The 18,560-nt window shown below is 47.9% G+C and carries 18 protein-coding genes; 2 read left to right on the forward strand and 16 right to left on the reverse strand.

Annotated elements, in window-relative coordinates:
* The 15 genes from T494_RS13035 to T494_RS0110840 all read right to left on the reverse strand — a co-directional run.
* Window positions 1-138 (reverse strand): transposase (locus T494_RS13035; protein ID WP_037344738.1); only part of this gene is annotated, 138 nt, incomplete at its 3' end.
* A 194-nt stretch (window positions 139-332) separates the two neighbouring features.
* On the reverse strand, window positions 333-1,127 hold the full coding sequence (locus tag T494_RS13040) for a peptidylprolyl isomerase (protein ID WP_051540378.1): 795 nt from the start codon (window positions 1,125-1,127) through the stop codon (window positions 333-335).
* Window positions 1,128-1,137: 10 nt separating this feature from the next.
* Window positions 1,138-2,553 carry a cysteine--tRNA ligase gene (cysS, locus tag T494_RS0110780; RefSeq protein WP_028506308.1) on the reverse strand — a complete coding sequence of 472 codons (1,416 nt, stop codon included), beginning with the start codon at window positions 2,551-2,553 and terminating at the stop codon, window positions 1,138-1,140.
* Window positions 2,540-3,217, reverse strand: a complete 678-nt coding sequence (cysE, locus tag T494_RS0110785) for a serine O-acetyltransferase (RefSeq protein ID WP_037344727.1) — start codon at window positions 3,215-3,217, stop codon at window positions 2,540-2,542. The genes cysS and cysE overlap by 14 nt, the downstream gene beginning before the upstream one ends.
* Before the next feature lie 290 nt (window positions 3,218-3,507).
* Complete coding sequence (pgsA, locus tag T494_RS0110790; RefSeq protein WP_028506310.1) at window positions 3,508-4,083, reverse strand: CDP-diacylglycerol--glycerol-3-phosphate 3-phosphatidyltransferase; 576 nt, start codon at window positions 4,081-4,083, stop codon at window positions 3,508-3,510.
* A gap of 22 nt (window positions 4,084-4,105) precedes the next feature.
* Window positions 4,106-5,434, reverse strand: a complete 1,329-nt coding sequence (gene rimO, locus T494_RS0110795; protein ID WP_028506311.1) for a 30S ribosomal protein S12 methylthiotransferase RimO — start codon at window positions 5,432-5,434, stop codon at window positions 4,106-4,108.
* Window positions 5,435-5,579: 145 nt separating this feature from the next.
* Window positions 5,580-6,053 (reverse strand): GNAT family N-acetyltransferase, encoded by a 474-nt coding sequence (locus tag T494_RS0110800; protein ID WP_028506312.1) that lies wholly within the window; start codon window positions 6,051-6,053, stop codon window positions 5,580-5,582.
* Window positions 6,050-6,667: a RecX family transcriptional regulator gene (locus tag T494_RS0110805; protein ID WP_028506313.1), complete on the reverse strand. Its 618-nt coding sequence runs from the start codon at window positions 6,665-6,667 to the stop codon at window positions 6,050-6,052. The genes T494_RS0110800 and T494_RS0110805 overlap by 4 nt, the downstream gene beginning before the upstream one ends.
* Before the next feature lie 3 nt (window positions 6,668-6,670).
* Entirely contained in the window at window positions 6,671-7,891 is a 1,221-nt protein-coding gene (gene recA / locus T494_RS13045; protein ID WP_028506314.1) for a recombinase RecA, read from the reverse strand.
* Between the two features lie 106 nt (window positions 7,892-7,997).
* A complete protein-coding gene (prmC, locus tag T494_RS0110815) occupies window positions 7,998-8,852 on the reverse strand; it encodes a peptide chain release factor N(5)-glutamine methyltransferase (RefSeq protein WP_051540380.1) in 855 nt (284 codons plus the stop codon).
* A complete protein-coding gene (locus T494_RS0110820) occupies window positions 8,849-9,820 on the reverse strand; it encodes a DUF1385 domain-containing protein (RefSeq protein WP_028506316.1) in 972 nt (323 codons plus the stop codon). The genes prmC and T494_RS0110820 overlap by 4 nt, the downstream gene beginning before the upstream one ends.
* Window positions 9,807-11,333, reverse strand: coding sequence for a HAMP domain-containing sensor histidine kinase (locus T494_RS0110825; protein ID WP_037344730.1), 1,527 nt, complete (start codon window positions 11,331-11,333; stop codon window positions 9,807-9,809). Before T494_RS0110825 ends, T494_RS0110820 begins: the two co-directional genes overlap by 14 nt.
* Before the next feature lie 29 nt (window positions 11,334-11,362).
* Window positions 11,363-12,067: a response regulator transcription factor gene (locus tag T494_RS0110830; protein WP_028506318.1), complete on the reverse strand. Its 705-nt coding sequence runs from the start codon at window positions 12,065-12,067 to the stop codon at window positions 11,363-11,365.
* Window positions 12,068-12,112: 45 nt separating this feature from the next.
* Window positions 12,113-13,444, reverse strand: a complete 1,332-nt coding sequence (locus T494_RS0110835) for a hypothetical protein (protein ID WP_028506319.1) — start codon at window positions 13,442-13,444, stop codon at window positions 12,113-12,115.
* 120 nt (window positions 13,445-13,564) lie between these two features.
* Window positions 13,565-14,911, reverse strand: a complete 1,347-nt coding sequence (locus T494_RS0110840; protein WP_028506320.1) for a citrate/2-methylcitrate synthase — start codon at window positions 14,909-14,911, stop codon at window positions 13,565-13,567.
* A 250-nt stretch (window positions 14,912-15,161) separates the two neighbouring features.
* Between T494_RS0110840 and spoIID the strand changes: the two genes are divergently transcribed.
* Together spoIID and galE are read left to right on the forward strand one after the other, a co-directional pair.
* Window positions 15,162-16,184, forward strand: coding sequence for a stage II sporulation protein D (gene spoIID / locus T494_RS0110845; protein WP_028506321.1), 1,023 nt, complete (start codon window positions 15,162-15,164; stop codon window positions 16,182-16,184).
* 60 nt (window positions 16,185-16,244) lie between these two features.
* Window positions 16,245-17,255 carry a UDP-glucose 4-epimerase GalE gene (gene galE, locus T494_RS0110850; protein WP_028506322.1) on the forward strand — a complete coding sequence of 337 codons (1,011 nt, stop codon included), beginning with the start codon at window positions 16,245-16,247 and terminating at the stop codon, window positions 17,253-17,255.
* 384 nt (window positions 17,256-17,639) lie between these two features.
* On the opposite strand, the gene T494_RS0110855 is transcribed toward galE, so the two are convergent.
* Window positions 17,640-18,557, reverse strand: coding sequence for a SufD family Fe-S cluster assembly protein (locus T494_RS0110855; RefSeq protein WP_028506323.1), 918 nt, complete (start codon window positions 18,555-18,557; stop codon window positions 17,640-17,642).
* Between the last annotated feature and the right edge of the window lie 3 nt (window positions 18,558-18,560).

An 18,560-nucleotide genomic window follows, 5' to 3' on the forward strand; every position in this document is an offset into this window, starting at 1 on the left:
TCTCAGTATTGCTCCAATATCTCGTTTTAGCTTTCCGTAGATAGCTTTTCGTCTGTACTTTGGCGCAAATACTATGTGATATTGACATTTCCAGCTCGTATGTGCTAAACTATACGTATCATTAGATTTATTATCCATCTGGTGATCCCTCCTTGGTTTTTTGTAATACGGTTGGTAGCCTATTACATTGTATATCAAGGAGGCGTTTTTGTCTATTGTGCGGGACAGATTATGCTCTTACTAAAGTTTATACATTCCACCTGCATAGCAGGTGGTTTTTTTATCAGGATAATAAAAAAAACCACCCTTAACGGGTGGTTTTTTGTTGCCGTTTACTTTGAAGAACTGCCCAGCTTTTCGGTAAAGAAGCTGTCGTTTTTGTTTTCACCGTAGGTGGACATATAAACGTTGTTTATCTTTATCTCGGTGGTTGGCGTGGTGTCGCTTGAATCACCTTTTCCCTGTGCGCAGATCTTTTCGTAGCTTTCATATCCGTCATATACCTGTCCGAATATGGTGTACTGCTGGGAGAAATTTGGAACGCCGCCCCAGCGTTTGAATATCTCGTTTATATCCTTGTTGCCCGGTCGTTTGTCCATTTCCGAAACTATGTCGTCGGTAAACTCTATGGAGCCTACAAACATTATCCTGCTGCCGGATACATTGGAGCTGAAAAACTTGCCGTCGCTGCCGCCGAAGGATATAAGCGAGCCCTTGAACGGCCACAGCTCAGCATTTGTCTCCTTGGTAATGGTCTTTGTGTCAGTGTCGGAGGTGTCCTCGCCCCCCTTTGACTTTGAACCGCCAAGGAAGTAAGCGTCCTTCTCAACGCTGAAAACGTATGTCCCATCGTAATATCCCTTGTTTACCAGCCCGGTAAAGTACTTGCACAGATCAGGAGCCTTGTCCTCATAGATCACTGCCTTGAACGTGCCCATTGAGGTCTCAAACACCGCCACAGGCGTGCTGTCCGATGGCACCTGCGTCTGGAGAAGCTGAGCGTTGTCATAATCGGGCTTGTTCTTTCTGTTCATCCTGCCCAGAAACAGCGCAAGAGCCAGTATCAGCAGAAAACACACCACCATGATGCCCAGCTGCATCATGGTCTTATTTTTATTCTTGTTCATTTTTTTCACCTTACTTACGCTTTATCTTTGTTCCCTGTCTTGTTTCCTCTATAATGTATCCCTTTGCGGTTATCTCCTCACGCAGAGCATCTGCCTTTGCAAAATCCTTTGTTTTGCGAGCCTGCGCTCTCTGCTCAACCAGAGCCATTATCTCCTGTGGGATATCCTCCTGCTGCTGAGCGTTTAAAAGCTTGTCTGCGTGCTGTATAAGTCCGAGGGACAGCACCTTGTCAAAATCCTCTATAAGCGCAAGCTTTGTGGAAGCGTTGGTGTCCGCCTTGATAACATCATAAAGTGCGGTTATGCCCAGCGCAGTGTTTATATCGTTGTCAAGAGCGTCCTTAAAGCCTTTTTTCAGCTCATCAAACTTGTCCTTATCAACACCCTTGGTGTCTCCCTCAGCCTTTAGCTGTGCGATTTTTGTCACAAGCTTGTCATAGGCAGTCTTTGCGTTATCAAGGTTCTCATAGGAGAACACAAGGCTCTTTCTGTAATGAGACTGCAAACAGAAAAATCTGTAAACTATCGGGTCATAACCCTTGCTTTCCAGCAGCGACACGGTGAGGAACTCGCCCTTTGACTTGCTCATCTTTCCACCTGTGGTGTTAAGGTGATGAACATGGAACCAGTAGTTGCACCACTTGTGTCCCAGGTAGGACTCTGACTGTGCGATCTCGTTGGTATGATGCGGGAAAGCGTTGTCGATACCTCCGCAATGGATATCAAGATACTCTCCAAGATTTTTCATGGAGATGCAGGAGCACTCTATGTGCCAGCCGGGATATCCCACTCCCCATGGTGAATCCCATTTAAGCTCCTGATCATCAAATTTGGACTTTGTGAACCAAAGGACGAAGTCAGCCTTATTGCGCTTATTTCCGTCCTCCTCTACACCCTCACGGACGCCCACCTCAAGGTCGTCCTCGCTGAAATCGCCGAACACATAATACTGCCGGAGCTTTGAGGTATCAAAGTATATATTTCCCCCTGCCTCGTAAGCATAGCCCTTGTCCAGAAGCACACCGATGACTCTGATGAACTCATCTATCATTCCCGTTGCAGGCTGTACCACATCGGGAGTTTTTATATTCAGCTTGGCGCAGTCCTCAAAGAATGCCTTTGTGTAAAAATCGGCTATTTCCATAACCGTCTTGTGCTCACGCTTTGCCCCTTTGAGCATCTTGTCGTCGCCCGTGTCGCCGTCACTGGTAAGGTGTCCAACGTCGGTGATGTTCATTACCCTCTTAACGTCCAGCCCGTCATAGCGCATATACTTTTCCAGCACATCCTCCATGATGTAGCTTCTCAGATTGCCTATGTGGGCGTAATGATACACCGTAGGTCCGCAGGTGTACATAGCCACCTTTCCCGGAACATTTGGGACAAGCTCCTCTTTCTTATGTGTAAGGGTATTATAGATCTGCATTTTTACTTTCCTCCTTGACGTTTTGCATCGCCTCAAGCTGAGCGATACGCTTTTCAAGCTTTGCCAGCTTCATTCTGTCAACTGCCAGTTCCTGAGCCACAGGATCCGGGATATGGATCTGGTCCAGATCAAGAGTGCGCTTGCCGTTTTGCCGAACTATCCTTGCGGGCACGCCCACAGCTGTGGAGTTGGGCGGCACTTCCTTGAGCACCACCGCATTAGCGGCTATCTTAGCGTTATCTCCCACCTTAAAGGGACCAAGGATCTTTGCGCCTGCACCCACCATAACGTTGTTGCCAAGGGTAGGGTGTCGTTTTCCGTGGTCTTTGCCTGTACCTCCCAGGGTGCAGCCCTGATACAGCAGGCAATAGTCGCCTATCTCCGCCGTTTCACCGATAACAACGCCGCTTCCGTGGTCAATAAGCAGTCCCTTGCCTATCTTTGCGCCCGGGTGTATCTCGATTCCCGTAATGCCTCTCATTATCTGGGATATCATCCTTGCGATAAGCTTGTGGTCATGATTATAGAACCAGTGTGCTGCCCTGTGAACGATAACTGCATGAACTCCCGAATATGTCAGCAGCACCTCCAGTGCACTACTTGCAGCAGGGTCACGCTCCATTATCGAGTGTATATCTTTTTTGATCTCTTTTATAAAGCCCATACAAAACACCTCACTAAACAAAAATGCCCCACAGACGACAGATCTGTCATCTGCGAAGGCAAGTCAGAAACGACCTACGGTCCCACTTCGTTTTTCCCGTTTTCACGGCTCTTTAGTCTTTAACGCAGACCTACGGGGAAGAATACTGAGCTTTGCGCCGTTGTTGCTTCCCTGCTGTCAGCCGCACTTCACAAAAACTCACCGCAGGCACTCTCACCGCTATGCCCTCTCTGTGCCGATGCTGTTTAAGCTACTCTTGCTGATACGCATTTGAAATATCTTATGTATAATCATTTGCTTGAATCTATGTACTTCCAGTAAGCCTTGAGATAGATCGCTCCGGAAACAAGGGTAAGTATCACAGCCACCCATATCAATGCTTCGTTTACAAGAAATACCGGTGCGCCCCAGTTAAGATCCGGGCTTCCCTTTGCGTCGGGATAGAAGATCTGAAGCAGCATTATCACTAAAAGCGCCACCATGGTAAACGCTGTTTTAAGCTTGCCCCAGATGCCTGCTGCCACCACAACTCCCTCGTTGGCAACCACAAGTCTAAGACCTGTGACCATGAATTCTCTTGAAAGGATAAGCACCACCGCAACAGGGTCTATCCACCTTTCAAAAGCAAAGGTTATCAGAGCCGTCATCACCAGCAGTTTATCCGCCAGCGGGTCAAGAAACTTTCCGAAAGTGGTAACAAGATTGTTTTTTCTTGCGATGCGCCCGTCCAGGAAATCCGTGATGGAAGCCAGAGCAAAAAATACCAGCGCAACTATCATGTGCCCATCAAAAAACCAAAGCACCGACACCAGAAAAAACGGTATAAGTATAACTCTTAATACTGTAAGCTTATTTGGCAAATTCATCTGTATAATCCCACTTTCAACCCTAAACTCTCGTACCGATAAGGTCATAATCAAGGGGCTCGTCGATAAGTACATTCACGTACTCACCTACACCCACCTTTTTGTCGCTCATGAAAAATATCTTTCCGTCGATCTCCGGGGCATCATATACACTGCGTCCGTAGTAACACTCCGCATACCTGTCAAAGCCCTCGCAAACAACCTCAAGAGTCTTGCCGCAGCACTTTTCATTGAACTCGTCGGATATTATCATCTGCTGCTCCATTATCACTTCCGCACGGCGTTCACGTGTCTTCAGATGCACCTGGTCGGGCATATCAAACGCCGCAGTTCCCTCCTCGGGCGAAAACGCAAAGCAGCCAAGTCTTTCAAACTTTGTCTTTTTCACAAACTCGCAAAGCTCCTCAAACTGCTGGTCACTCTCTCCGGGGAACCCTGTGATAAGCGTGGTGCGAAGCACTATTCCCGGCACCTTCTCACGGATATGCTCCACAAGCTTTTCAAGCTGCTGTCTGTCCCCGTGACGGTTCATCCTTTTAAGGATCTCACCGTTACAGTGCTGCAGCGGCATATCTATATACTTTACCAGCTTATCCTCGCTTGCAATAGTCTCAAGCAGCTCGTCGGTTATCCTTTCGGGATAGCAGTAAAGGGTTCTTATCCATTTAAGTCCGTCTATCCTGCAAAGCTCTTTCAAAAGCTCCGGCAGCTGACTTTTTCCGTAAATATCCTCGCCGTAGCGTGTGGTATCCTGTGCCACCACCACAAGCTCGGTAACACCGTGTTCAGCCAGCCACTTTGCCTCTGCAATAATATCCTCTTGCCTGCGGCTCCTGAATCTGCCCCTTATTGAGGGTATAGCGCAGTAGGTACAGCAGTTGCTGCAACCCTCGGCAATTTTAATATATGCAAAAAACGGCTCTGTGGATATTATCCTTCCGCCCTCCATAGGAAGGTCGGTGTTCTCGCCGTATGCGCAAACTGTCTTTTTGTCAATGAGTACATCTCTTATAATGTCGCAAAGTCTGCTGTTTGATCCGAGTCCTACGACCGCATCAAGCTCGGGCATTTCCTTCATCATCTCGTCACGGTATCTTTCCGAAAGACAACCCGTTGCGATAACAGCCTTTATCCTGCCCTCTTTTTTCAGCTCACAGAACTCAAGGATAGTGTCGATAGCCTCCTGTTTTGCCGACTCGATAAACCCGCAGGTATTCACTATCACCACATCGGAAAGTGCCGCATCTGTAACAAGCTCAAATCCCTGCTGTTTAAGGTCGTAAAGCATATGCTCGGCATCTACCTGATTTTTCGGACATCCCAGGGATACCATACCCACTCTTGTTGACATAACCTAATCTCCTGTCTGAAACACATCATAAGTATAAAATATATTATCTCACGTTTTAAGTTTTTTGTCAAGCTTTTCCGCTAACTTTGCCAAAGTGTTTCCAAAAGCCCACCTGCAAGGGTCTATCCGCCTGTTTTAAAGGCTTTCAAAGCTTGCACAGCATTATATATTCCTCTTCATTTTCATCAACGATACAAAATCCGACATTTTTATACATTTTCACCGCATAGTTTTCCTTTTGCACTGCCAGAGAAGCCTGCTTATATCCCTGCTTTTTCAGCTCCCCCAGCATAGTCTTCATAAGAGCCGTTCCTATTCCCATGCCTCTGTACTGCTTATAAAGAGATATTGCAAACGAGGGAGTTTCATCGTCAATGTGCCCGTAATCATCCATTATCCGGACCCATACTGCGCCCACTATCTTTCCCTCGCAGCGTGCTGTGAAGGCAATATCCGACTTTTTTTCTCCAAAGTCGTTAATATACAACTGAAGCTCGGGGCGGTAAATGATCTCCCTTGGGGGAGCATCAATGCCCTTTGGAATGAATATCGCCTCGTAGAGAAAGTCCTCCAGCAAGCCGTATTCGTTCCTTGTCATTTTACTTATAGAATAATTCATTCGTCCTCCGAATCGATTTGTATCTCTCTGAGTGCCTCTTTTATATCGCCGTAATCGTAGCCATAGCGAATAAGGGAGTTTTTCGCACGGTTTATCCCCTTTTCATCGGTCATATACCTAAGATGCTTTTTTTCTATAAGCCTGCGCAGACGCTCCCCGGTGCCCTGCTCATATTCTTCAAGAGCAAGGTCGATGACCTCTTTGGTCAACCCCTTGAGCCGCATCTCCTGAAAAGCCCTGCGTCTTCCGAACAGCTTGACCTCCATGTAATGCCGTGCAAGCCCCTGGGCATACCGCCTGTCGTTTATCACTCCCAGGTCCACCAGCTTTTGCATGACACGGTAGCAAAGCTCCTCGTCGTAATTCTGCCGCAGCTTTTTGAACATATCAACATACGAGTAGTCCTTGTAGTCCAGAAGGTACAAAGCCCTCTCTCTTGCCCTGCGGAAGTCGCTTTCCTCCTTTACCTGCTCCCACGCAGACAAAGGCAGGTCAATGCCTGCCTTTAAATTGAACTTATTGATTATCTCAATATTGAGATAGCAAGGCTCCTGCTGTTCAAATTCGACCTTGTAGGTAGAGCCTTTGTACTTTTCTATCCCCGTTATTTTCATGCCTTAGTTACCAAGATCTGCAATGTCCACAGGAGCGAATTCCTCAAAATCCTCCTCCGGGTCCGCCAGAACATCAGGCTTGCTTTCAGCCTTAGCTGCGGGCTTTATGCCTGCGCTGGCATTAGCCATTTTCTCCAGTTTGGAGCTTTCCTGCTTCTTGGGCGGATGCAGAGCCTCTGCGTTCATCTGCGCAAACTTATCTCTGATAAGTCCCTCTATCTCGTTCATTATCTCAGGGTTGTCAAGCAGGAACTGCTTGGAGTTATCTCTGCCCTGTCCAAGCTTCATATCGTTGTAGCTGAACCATGCGCCGCCTTTCTTGACTATGCCGAACTCAACGCCGATATCAAGTATCTCGCCGACCTTGGAAATACCCTTGCCGTACATAATGTCGAACTCTGCTTCCTTGAACGGCGGAGCCACCTTGTTCTTGACCACCTTGCAGCGTGTCCTGTTACCCACAACGCTTGCCCCGTCCTTGAGCTGTTCTCCTCGTCTTACCTCAATTCTCACCGACGCATAGAATTTCAGCGCACGACCGCCGGGGGTGGTTTCGGGATTTCCGTACATAACGCCTATCTTTTCTCTTATCTGGTTTATAAAAATAGCCGTTGTATTTGATTTAGCAATAACCGATGTGAGCTTTCTGAGTCCCTGGGACATAAGCCTTGCCAGCTGTCCCACATGGCTGTCGCCCATTTCGCCCTCGATCTCCGCCCTTGTGGTCATGGCAGCCACCGAGTCGATAACGATACAGTCTATTGCGCCCGACCTTGCCAGTGCCTCGGCGATCTCCAGAGCCTGCTCGCCGGAATCAGGCTGTGACACCAGCATATTGTCGATGTCGACCCCCAGTGCAGCTGCATAAACAGGGTCCAGAGCGTGTTCAACGTCGATAAATGCCACATCGCCACCCAGCTTCTGTGTCTGTGCGATAACGTGCAGGGCAACGGTTGTCTTACCGGAAGATTCGGGACCGTAGATCTCGATGATCCTTCCCCTTGGAACTCCGCCTATACCCAGAGCTGTGTCAAGGGTAAGCGATCCTGTGGATATTGCCTCCACGTCCATAGCCTTAGCCTCGCCCAGCTTCATTATCGCACCCTTTCCGAACTGATGCTCAATGTAAGCGATCGCCGTATCAAGAGCTTTTTTTCTTTCTTCCTTGTCTGTAATGTTGGTGACCGGTGAGCCGGCAGCCTTCTTTTTCTTATCCATCGCCATTGTACATTCCTCCGATATTTTTTCTGTGTCTATATAATAGCACACTAACTGTACGTTTGTCTGGACAGTTCGTGCTCACGATATACAAGTACAAAATTTTGGACTTTTACTTTTTGTATCCCGTCACGCACCGGAAAATGCCGCACGCATCCTTGCTTGCACGCACGTTTTCAAATCCGTGCCGCACCAGCAGAGTCGAGACCTCGTCCTCCATGCCCATGCCTATCTCAAAGGCGAAAAATCCGCCCTGTTTTATCCTGTCTTTAAAGTTGATAACGATGTGCCTGTAAATATCCAGCCCGTCGTCTCCGCCGTACAGGGCACATTGCGGCTCAAAGGAAACCTCCTTTTGCAGCTTCGCCATGTCCTCTCCCGTAAGATAGGGTGGATTTGCGGTTATTATGTCGCACATTGGCAGCTGCGCCGCCGTTTCTTTTTTTGTAACATCGCCCTTTAACGCTTTCATTGTACTGCTGTTAAGTTTGATATTTTGCTGCAAATACCCAAAAGCCTTATCTGAAAGCTCAATGCCTATGATCTGTTCGCAGTCCAGATGCTTTTCCAGCGCCATAGCAATGCAGCCGCTGCCAGTGCAAAGGTCAGCCACAGTCAGCCTTCTGTCCTTTGGTGCTTTTTTTATGACCGTGTCAATAATAGTTTCGGTGTCCTGCCGAGGGATAAGCACACCCTCTCCCACCTTGAATGTAAGCCCGTAGAACTCCCACTCGCCCACAAGATACTGCAAAGGCTCGCCGTCCATGCGTCTTCTGCACAGTCCGTCAAACTCCGCCTGCACCTGTGCACTCACCTGCTGATTAAGCATTATCTCAAAATCCCTGCCCCGGCAGTTTATTCCCAATGCCCTGCCAAGAAGCTCACGGGCGTTAAGCGCAGCGTCCTCCACCTCGGCTTTTTCAAAGTCTGCCGCCGCCTGTTTAAGAAGCTCTGCATATTTTATCACAGCCTGTCCTCCTCCGGGTCATCGGGGATACAAGCTTCAAGTGCCTTTATAGCACATTCTATCTCACTTGTGTCAGGCTCTCTTGTGGTTATCCGCTGTATCCACAATCCCGGTGCGGATACCACTCTTGTAACGATGTTATCGTACTTGCCCGCAAGCCTGATTATCTCATAGGATATACCCATGACCACAGGCAGAAGACAAAGCTTTATTACCGTTCTCACCAGAAGATTTCCCCATGACACCCTGAAAACGGTGTTCACAAAAATGCTTATAAAGAGCACAAGGAAAATAAAGCTTGTTCCGCAGCGTGGGTGGAACCTGCTGTGTTTTTTCACATTTTCCGGGGTAAGCTCATCACCGTGCTCGTAGCAGGTTATGGTCTTGTGCTCCGCCCCGTGGTATTCGTACGTTCTGCGTATATCCTTCATAAGAGCCGTAAGGGAGGTGTACCCCACAAATATTGCGATTTTAAGCAGACCCTCGATAATGTTCTTCACCGTGGCAGGCAGCTCAACTATATACCTGTCAACAAGTTTTGAAAGTCCGCTTGGAAGCAGCATGAAAAGTGCGATAGCAAGCCCCAGTCCCAGAATAATGGACACAGTGGTTATCACCGGCATGAGCTTGTCACCCAGCTTTTCGTCCACCCATTTTTCAAACTTTGTCTGTTCCTCATCGCCCTCGTCGGTCATCTGTTTGTCCGCCGAACGTGAAAGGCATTTATATCCGTCGATCATCGAGCTTATAAACACAAATATCCCACGTACAAAGGGTATCTTGCGGTAAACAGGGGTGTTCTTTCCGCCTCTTATGCCCCACTCCTCCAGGTCGATCTCACCGTTTGGCAGACGGCACGCCATGGCAGCCTTATCGATGCCTCGCATCATGACTCCCTCGATAACAGCCTGTCCGCCTATTTTGGATTTGAATTTTTCCTTTGACTGGGTCTGCTTACTGCTGCTCATTTTCCGGTTCTGTCCTTTCTGTTTCGGGCTGAGATGATATAAGCTGAACGTCGTTGGTAGTCTCTGCGGAAACTATGGTAGGCTCCTTCTTGTTTTCAATGCAGGGCAAGGTGATAAGCACCGTTGTTCCTACGCCCTCCTCGCTGTTAAGAGTGAGAGTTCCGCCGTGACGCTGTATTATCTCGTCAGCCACCGCAAGTCCGATACCCGAACCTCTGCGTGTGTGATTTGCCTTAAAGAATTTAGTCTTTACCTTGGGCAGGTCATCTTTTGAAATTCCCATTCCCGTGTCGGAGATAGATATACATATCTCTCCATGCTCCTCGTAAGCCTCCACCGAAACGGTATCGCCCTTGTCCGAATATTTTATGGCGTTATCAACGATATTGATAAACACCTGTCTTAATCTGTTCTTGTCGCCGTAAACGAACGACAGCATTTCAGGCTCGTAGTAATTCAGGGTTATACCCAGAGCTCTCGCCCTTTCCTGATATATAAGCACCGTTTCACCAAGCTCCGCCAGAATATCGATAGTATCCATGATAAGGGTAAGCCTGTTATCCTGTATCCTTGAAAAGTCCAGAAGCTCCTCCACCATCTGGGAAAGCCTTTCTGTCTCACTGGTTATTACCCTCATGCCTTTTTTGAATGTCTCCCTGTCCTCATACATGGATGTGACCGTCTCGGTCCAGCCTTTTATTGCCGTAAGGGGCGTCCTCAGCTCATGGGATACCGAGGATATGAACTCATTTTTCATCTGCTCGGTATTTGAAAGCTCGTCAGCCATGTAATTTATAGAGTCGCACAGCTCCCCAAGCTCGTCGTCGGACTCCTTTTGCAGTCTTTCGGAGAAATCACCCTTTGCGAATTTTCGTGTCATCTCGCCCATGTTTCTTATAGGGTAAACGATAGAACGTATAAAGAACATACCAGAGAAGAAAATAAGTATCATGATAGCAAGGCTGACCACAAGGGTGGTTGCACCGATAATAAGTATCTGGTTATCTACTTTTTTCATGGAAGACAGCATACGAAGTGCGCTGAACTGGCTGTCCCTTGCGCTTATCATGACCGTTGCGGCAACTACCTTTTCGCCTGTGGAAAGCTCATATATCTGCACCGCAAAGCCGTCATCTGACTTTTTCGCCTCATCAAGGTCAGGCATGGAGCTTTCCGCCGAAGGAGAAAAACCCGACGAGGTGACCTCCGCCCTGCCGTTGTTGTTGATAGCCATAAGCTCTATCCTGTCCTTGTCCTCATAGCCCTCAACGTAGGAACGTATCGAAGCGTTGAGATTAGCTTTGCCCGTATTGAGGCTGCTTTTGACGGCAGTGTATACGATATTCATTTTTGAGCTGACATATTCCTTTGCCGAGTTGTAATAATACGCCCTGACAAGAAGGATAAGCAGCAGCACTATAATCAGCAGTATAGCCACCATAACGCCGAAGCTGTTTTTCAGCCAGTGCATGGTAATGCTGTGCTTGCCATATTTAATTTCCGGCTTTTTCAACTTCCTGCGCTCCGATCATTTAAGATTTTTTACTGGTTGCCTGCCGACCACTTGTACCCGAAGCCCCAGATAGTGAGGATATACTTGGGGTTAGACGGCTCGTCCTCTATCTTCATTCTTATTCTTCTGATATTAACGTCAACTATCTTGTCGTCACCGTAATAGCTTTCGCCCCAGATGTGATTCAGTATGCTGGTCCTGTCAAGAGCCGTGTTCTGGTTTCTGAAGAAGTACTCCATTATCTGGTACTCCACCTGTGTCAGATCCACCTGCTCGCCGTTTTTGAAAACAGTCCTGCTCTTGAGATTGAGAGTGAACGGACCCGAGGTTATCACCGAAGCCTCCTCCGGCTTTGCGCTTGACCTTGAAACTCTCCTGCATACCGCATCTACTCTTGCGATAAGCTCGCTTATAGAGAACGGCTTTGTGATATAATCGTCTGCGCCGCTCATAAGGCAGGATATCTTGTCCATTTCCTGAGACTTTGCAGAAAGCATGATTATACCGATCGTGTCGCTTTGTTCTCTTATCTTTTTGCACACCTGCATTCCGTCAATGCCGGGCATCATTATATCCAGAAGTGCCACATCGAACTGTCCCGAGTTGTCGTCAAACGCCTTGAGAGCGTCCTCGCCGCAATTCACGTCCACGACCTCGTATCCGCTTCTCACAAGGTTTATCACCACAAACTCTCTTATGGAATCTTCATCTTCGCAAACAAGAACTTTTTTCATTATTTTCTCTCCTCTCAATAATAGAAATGTCGTTTTCTTAAAGCATCATTCTATGGGATAAAAATTATTCTTTACCTCGTCAATGGTGAGCACCAGTTGCTCCCCTGTATCCCTTGGTATCTTAACGTAGTAATTCAGCTGTCCCTTGGAGGCGATAAGCTCGTAACCGCCGGCGGTTATCTTTTCGTCGTCATCCTTCAGAGCCGAGCAGTATCTCACAAGCTCGGTCGTAGAGGTATTAACATCCCCTGAATACTTGTAGAATATCACCTCTCCGGTGTCATGGTCTGTCTTGACCGTGACCTTGCCCTCCCAGCGTTTGGGGAAAGCGATAAATGAGCTGTTTGACTGGAAACCGCTGTATTTTTCCTCCAGCACGTAAAAATCCTTGTATGCGCTCCAGGTAACAAGGAATTTCTGCTGAGGCGTCTCAACGTTTTCATATCCCGGCATTGGTTTTATCGACGGTATTTCTACCACTCCGTCCCCGTCAATATCCATGCAGGTGCCTCTGAAATCCACGTTTCCCGTACAGGCAGCAAGCAGCTTTTCCTTTCTCTGCTGCACCGGGTTCTGCAGCGTGGAGTACCTGTAATAAAGCAGCTCCGTCTGAACGTTTCCGTCGCTGGTAGTTCCGTCGATAAACAGAGCGTGTCTGCCGTCTGAAAGCAAGCCTCTTGTGACCTTGACGTAGCTTTCCACGTTATCCAGCATATCTATGGTCATCTCACGCTTTATTTCGCCGTTTTCAAGTTTAAGGAGCGAAGCCTTAGCGCTGATCTTTTCGGTCTCTGCATTAACCGTTTTCTGTATGGCAACAAGATCGTTTTTGCCGTTGCTGTCAAAATCCATTGCCTCAAGCACAGAATAGGTATCCGTACCTATTTTTTTGAAATCCTCGTCTTTGTAGGAATAGACCTCCATAGTCTTTTCGTCGGTGGACTGGTTCATGTAGCCGATCACCACATTGATACCGCTTCCCGATCCGAGCTGTGAAACTATGACCTTGTCAACATCCGTTCCGGCACCCGACACCTCCTTGACCGAGTACCATTCTCCGTCCTCGTCGGTGTCAAGAATATTGATCTTCATGCCCTTGTCTTTATTGGTTTCCTTGTATTCGTAAAACACGATAGCCTCGTTATCCGGCTCATCGTCAATGTTGGCAATAACATATGCGCTGCGGTAGTCACCGTTTCTGGGATACTTCAGCGTTATGTTGCTGCCCACGCTTTTGGTCAGTGCCTCATGGATCTGTGACTGCTCCTTTGTGAGCTTTGGAGCGTCCACAAGACCTTCCACCGAAAAGTTGGGTGCCGAGCACCCTGTCAGCACCAGACTGATAAGGCACAATGCCGCTGTTTTCAGCTTATTCAAGTGACCACTCCTCTCATGTTTTATCTGTACGCACGTCCAAAAATCAAAAATAAGGCCGGGTGCACATACCCGACCTTATTATACCACATTATACTCTTTTTTTCAAGTCCCCTGCTCAAATTATCTCTCATCCAGAGGAATATACTCTCTTTCCTTCATAACAGCCTTATAAGCCGGTCTGATTATACGTTTGCCCGTTACCAGCTCCTCAAATCTGTGAGCGCACCAGCCTGCCATTCTTGAAACGGCAAACATAGGTGTAAACAGGTCGTCCGGTATGCCAAGCATCTTATACACCAGTCCCGAGTACATATCTACGTTGGCGCACATTGTCTTGTCGCTGCCCTTTTCCTCTCTTATGATCTCCGGGGTAAGCTTTTCTATGGTCTCCAGCAGCCTGAACTCTTTTTCAAACTCCGTACCCTCCGCAAGGCTCCTTGCATTGGCTTTGAGTATCTTGGCTCTGGGGTCGGAAAGTGTATACACCGCATGACCCATGCCGTAGATAAGACCGGATTTGTCAAAGACTTCCTTGCGCACTATCCTGCGGAGAATATCGCCCACCTTTTCCTCGTCTTCCCAGTTGTCAACGTTTTCCTCAATAAACTTGTGCATCGCCGAAACCTTTATGTTGGCACCGCCATGGCGTGTACCCTTGAGCGCACCTACAGCAGCTGCATATGCCGAGTATGGATCTGTTCCCGACGAAGTAAGCACCCTGCAGGCAAATGTGGAGTTGTTACCGCCGCCGTGCTCAGCGTGAAGGATCATCAGAAGATCAAGCAGCTTTGCCTCCTCATCTGTGAACTTTCTGTCCGGACGCAGAGCCGAAAGTATCATTTCCGCCGTTGTCTGCTTAGGGATAAGCGGGTGCATGAACATGCTTTCCCCGTCAAAGGAACGCCTTTTGACCTGATACGCCGAAACCATTATGTTCGGCAGCTTTGAGATTATGGAAATAGCCGTAGCCATTTCAAACTCGGGAGAACGCTCTTCCGGGTTTGCATCGTAAGAATAAAGGGCAAGAATAGACCTTTCCATCTTATTCATTATGTTCTTGGAGGGAGCCTTTGAGATCATGTCCTCAAAGAAATCCTCCGGCAGCGGTCTGTTGTCAGCGATCATGTGTCTGAACGCATCCAGCTCTGTCTTTGTAGGAAGATCTCCCATAAGCAGAAGGTAAACCACTTCCTCGTAAGCAAAGCGGTTCTCTCTCCTTGCATTCTCAACCAGATCGTTGATGTTATATCCACGGTAAATAAGCTGACCCTCGATAGGCGCCTTTTCACCCTCGTTGATAACGTATCCGTGAACGTTGCATATATTTGTAAGTCCTGCAATAACACCTGTTCCGTCAGCGTTTCTCAGTCCTCTTTTAACAACATACCTGTCGTAATATGAAGGTGCAATGGTGTTGTTGTCCCTGAACTGCTTGTAAAAAAGCGAGCGTGCTGTTTCATTTTGCATTTTTCCCACTCCTGTCATCCTATGCCTTGCCTGCCGCCAAAAAACAGCAGCAAGCATCTGTTTTCTTTTTTAACATCAAAACCTTAAGTATTCATTTTACTATATTTTCCCCTTTTTGTCAAGCATACAGACCTTTTTCCGGGCTTTATACAAACTTTGAACAAAAGTGAGGAATAATTCCGTGCAAAGCTGAATATATATAGTCAGGAAGGATCATTCAATATAAGGACAAGCAAAAAGGAGGACAAACATGAAAGAATACATACAATCAACGGTGGTTTTCGCCATAATGCTGCTGATAATACCCTGCGTGGTTTTTCTTGGTGCAAACAAGCCCGTTTCGGCGCAGGATGAAAACGCATCTTCCGCTCAGAGCTCACATCCGGCGGAGGAGATAATACCCTCCGGGGAAAAAGTAAAGATCTATTTTACAAAAGAGGATACCGTAAGCGAATACACCATGGAGGAGTATGTTCTTGGTGCGGTCATGGCGCAGATGCCATCGGACTTTGAACCTGCCGCCTTGCAAGCCCAGGCTGTCCTTGCAAGGACCTATGCCCTGCACCGTACAAAGTCCGAGAGCAGCCACCCCACAGCCGAGCTGAAAGGAGCTGTAATGAGCGACGACACCGGTCTGTATCAGGCTTTTTTCACCCCTCAGCAAGCCAAGGATTTTTATAAGGACAGCTACGAACAGGCTCGCTCAAAAATACTTGAAGCGGTGAAAGCCACGCAAAACAAGTTCCTTTCCTACGCAGATGAGCCTGTGCTTATCGCCTTTCACGCAGTTTCCTGCGGATATACCGCCTCGGCAAAGGAAGCCTGGGGACAGGATATCCCCTACCTTTCATCGGTGGAAAGCAAGCCCGATGAAACGCTTAAAATTTCCGGCAGTGAGATAGCTGTCACCGAGGAGCGGTTCAAAGAAATATTCCTTGAAGCCGATAAAGATATCAAAACAGACGGTCCGGCTGACAACTGGCTGAAAATAACCGAAACAGGAAGTCACGGCTATGTGCTGTCTGCACAGGTCTTCGGTAAAACCTTTACCGGCACAAGTGTTTGCCAGCTGCTGGGACTTAATTCCCCGGTCTTCACCGTGCAGCATTCCGACGGAAAATTTGTCTTTACCACAAAAGGCGTGGGACATATGGTGGGAATGAGCCAGTTCGGCGCAAATGAAATGGCAAAGCAGGGCAAAAGCTGCGATGATATACTCACCCATTATTTCCCCGGGACAAAGCTTGGCGAAATATCTTCCCAAGGTACTTGAAATCTGCCTGCATGATGTGGTATAATGACTTTGTGAATAAACCGAAAGGAAATGAGCGTTATGCCAAATATACTTGTAACAGGCGGTGCAGGCTTTATCGGCAGCCACACCTGCGTTGCCCTGCTTGAAGCAGGCTATGATATCATCGTCGCCGATAACTTTTCAAACTCCAAGCCCGAGGCGCTCAACCGCATAAAAACCATTACAGGCAAGGACTTGAAGTTCTACAAGACCGACCTGCTGGAGCTTGAGGCGGTGGAAAAGATATTTGCCGAAAATAAAATTGATGCCGTGATACATTTTGCAGGCTACAAAGCAGTCGGCGAGTCGGTGGCTCAGCCTGTGAAATATTACCACAATAACATCACAGGTACCCTCATGCTTATAAAAGCAATGCAGAAGTACGGCTGCAAAAAGATCGTTTTCTCGTCCTCCGCAACCGTCTACGGACCTGTGAACCCTATCCCCTACGTGGAGGATATGCCGACAAGTGCGACGAACCCGTATGGCTATACAAAGCTGTTTATCGAGCAGATACTCAAGGACGTCTACACCTCCGATAACGAGTGGTCTGTCTCCTTGCTGCGGTATTTCAACCCTATCGGTGCGCACCCCAGCGGGCTTATCGGCGAGGACCCCAACGGTATCCCGAACAACCTGCTGCCTTATATCTGTCAGGTGGCTGTTGGCAAGCTGGAAAGGCTGGGAGTCTTCGGGGACGATTACGATACTCCCGACGGAACGGGCGTAAGGGATTATATCCATGTCTGCGACCTTGCCGACGGACATCTGTGCGCCGTAAAATATGTGCTGAAGCACAAGGGCGTTGAAGCGGTGAACCTCGGCACAGGCAAGGGTTCCAGCGTATTTGATGTGCTGCACAGCTTTGAAAAGGCTTGCGGAAAGCAGCTGCCTTATAAGGTGCTCCCGAGAAGACCGGGAGACCTGCCTGCCTACTACGCAAAGACCGATAAAGCCAAGGAGCTTTTCGGCTGGGAAGCAAAGTACAGCCTTGATGAAATGACCGCTCACAGCTGGAACTTCATCAGCAAAAACCCAAACGGGCTGTAACAGTATGATTTGTCTGATAATTGGGGAGAACTCTTTTGGAGAAGTAAAAAATGCGAAGCATTTTTTCGAGAGTAACCGTAGTAACGGTTACTCTGTTATCCCCCGAGGATACTCTTTGAGTATCCTCGCAAGCGACCGCAGGTCGCTTATCCCCCTTTCAGAAACCTTATATTGATTTTTCACAGGCAGGGGACTGAACTCTGTCTGCGAAAAATGAGTAAGGGCACCGAGAGAGTTCAAAGAAAACACTTTTCAGAAGAATTCCCACAGCTATCAAACAAGCCATATTATCACCGCACGCATGGATTTATTCGGTATGAATAACTTTGTAGTTTACACCTAACAAAAAAGGACAGCTTTCAAGCTGTCCTATTTTTTGTACTATTATTTCAAAAAGCCCGAGATTATCTTCTGCTCCGCTTCTTCCTCGGTAAGTCCCAGGGTGCGCAGCTTCAATATCTGCTCGCCTGCTATCTTTCCGATAGCTGCTTCGTGTATCAGCGCTGCATCCGGGTGCTCTGCGTCAAGCTGCGGTGATGCGGACACCTTGCCGTTGCCCACAAGTATGGCGTCACACTCAGAATGTCCCGTGCAGACATTCATGCCCTTGATAACGCTGTGGTACTCCTGATAAGACTCGTCCCTTGCCACCGACCTTGACATAAGGTCAACGCCGCTGTTTTCGCCTTTAAGCTCCACATAAAAATCCGTCTTTGCCTGCTCCTTGCCGTCGGTCATTATCCTTTCCTTGATAATAAGCCTTGCCCCGTCGCCAAGCACGCCCCTTGTTGTTCTTGTTGTATAATCAACTCCGCTGAGCTGTACGGTATCCATTGTCAGCTTTGAATTCTCACCAAGCTCTACATCGGTAACGGGGTCTATCCTGCGGATACCCTCCTGCTTGCCTGTACCGATATGCTTTTCCTGATACAGCACATTAGCGTCCTTTTCAAGAATAAAACGGTGTATGCCGTTGTGCCTTGCCTCTTCAACACCTGTTGTATGCACTCCGCACCCTGCAACGATAGTAACGTCCGCACCCTCGCCAACGTAAAAATCATTGTACACCAGGTCGTCTATGCCGCTTTTTGTAACGCAGGCAGGGATATACACCTTTTCCCCCTTGGTATGCGGTTTGATGTGGATAACAAGTCCGGGAGCGTCCTTTTTGGACTCGATCTTTATATTCTCGGTAGATTCTCTTGCAGCGCACTGTCCGTCCTCACGGATATTGTATGCTCCCTTGAACTCCCCGTCAAAATCGGAAATTATCTCAAGGAGCTGTCTTGTGGTATCGTTCATCTT

The sequence above is a fragment of the Ruminococcus sp. FC2018 genome (assembly GCF_000621805.1).
In the GTDB taxonomy this organism is placed as follows: domain Bacteria; phylum Bacillota; class Clostridia; order Oscillospirales; family Ruminococcaceae; genus Hominimerdicola.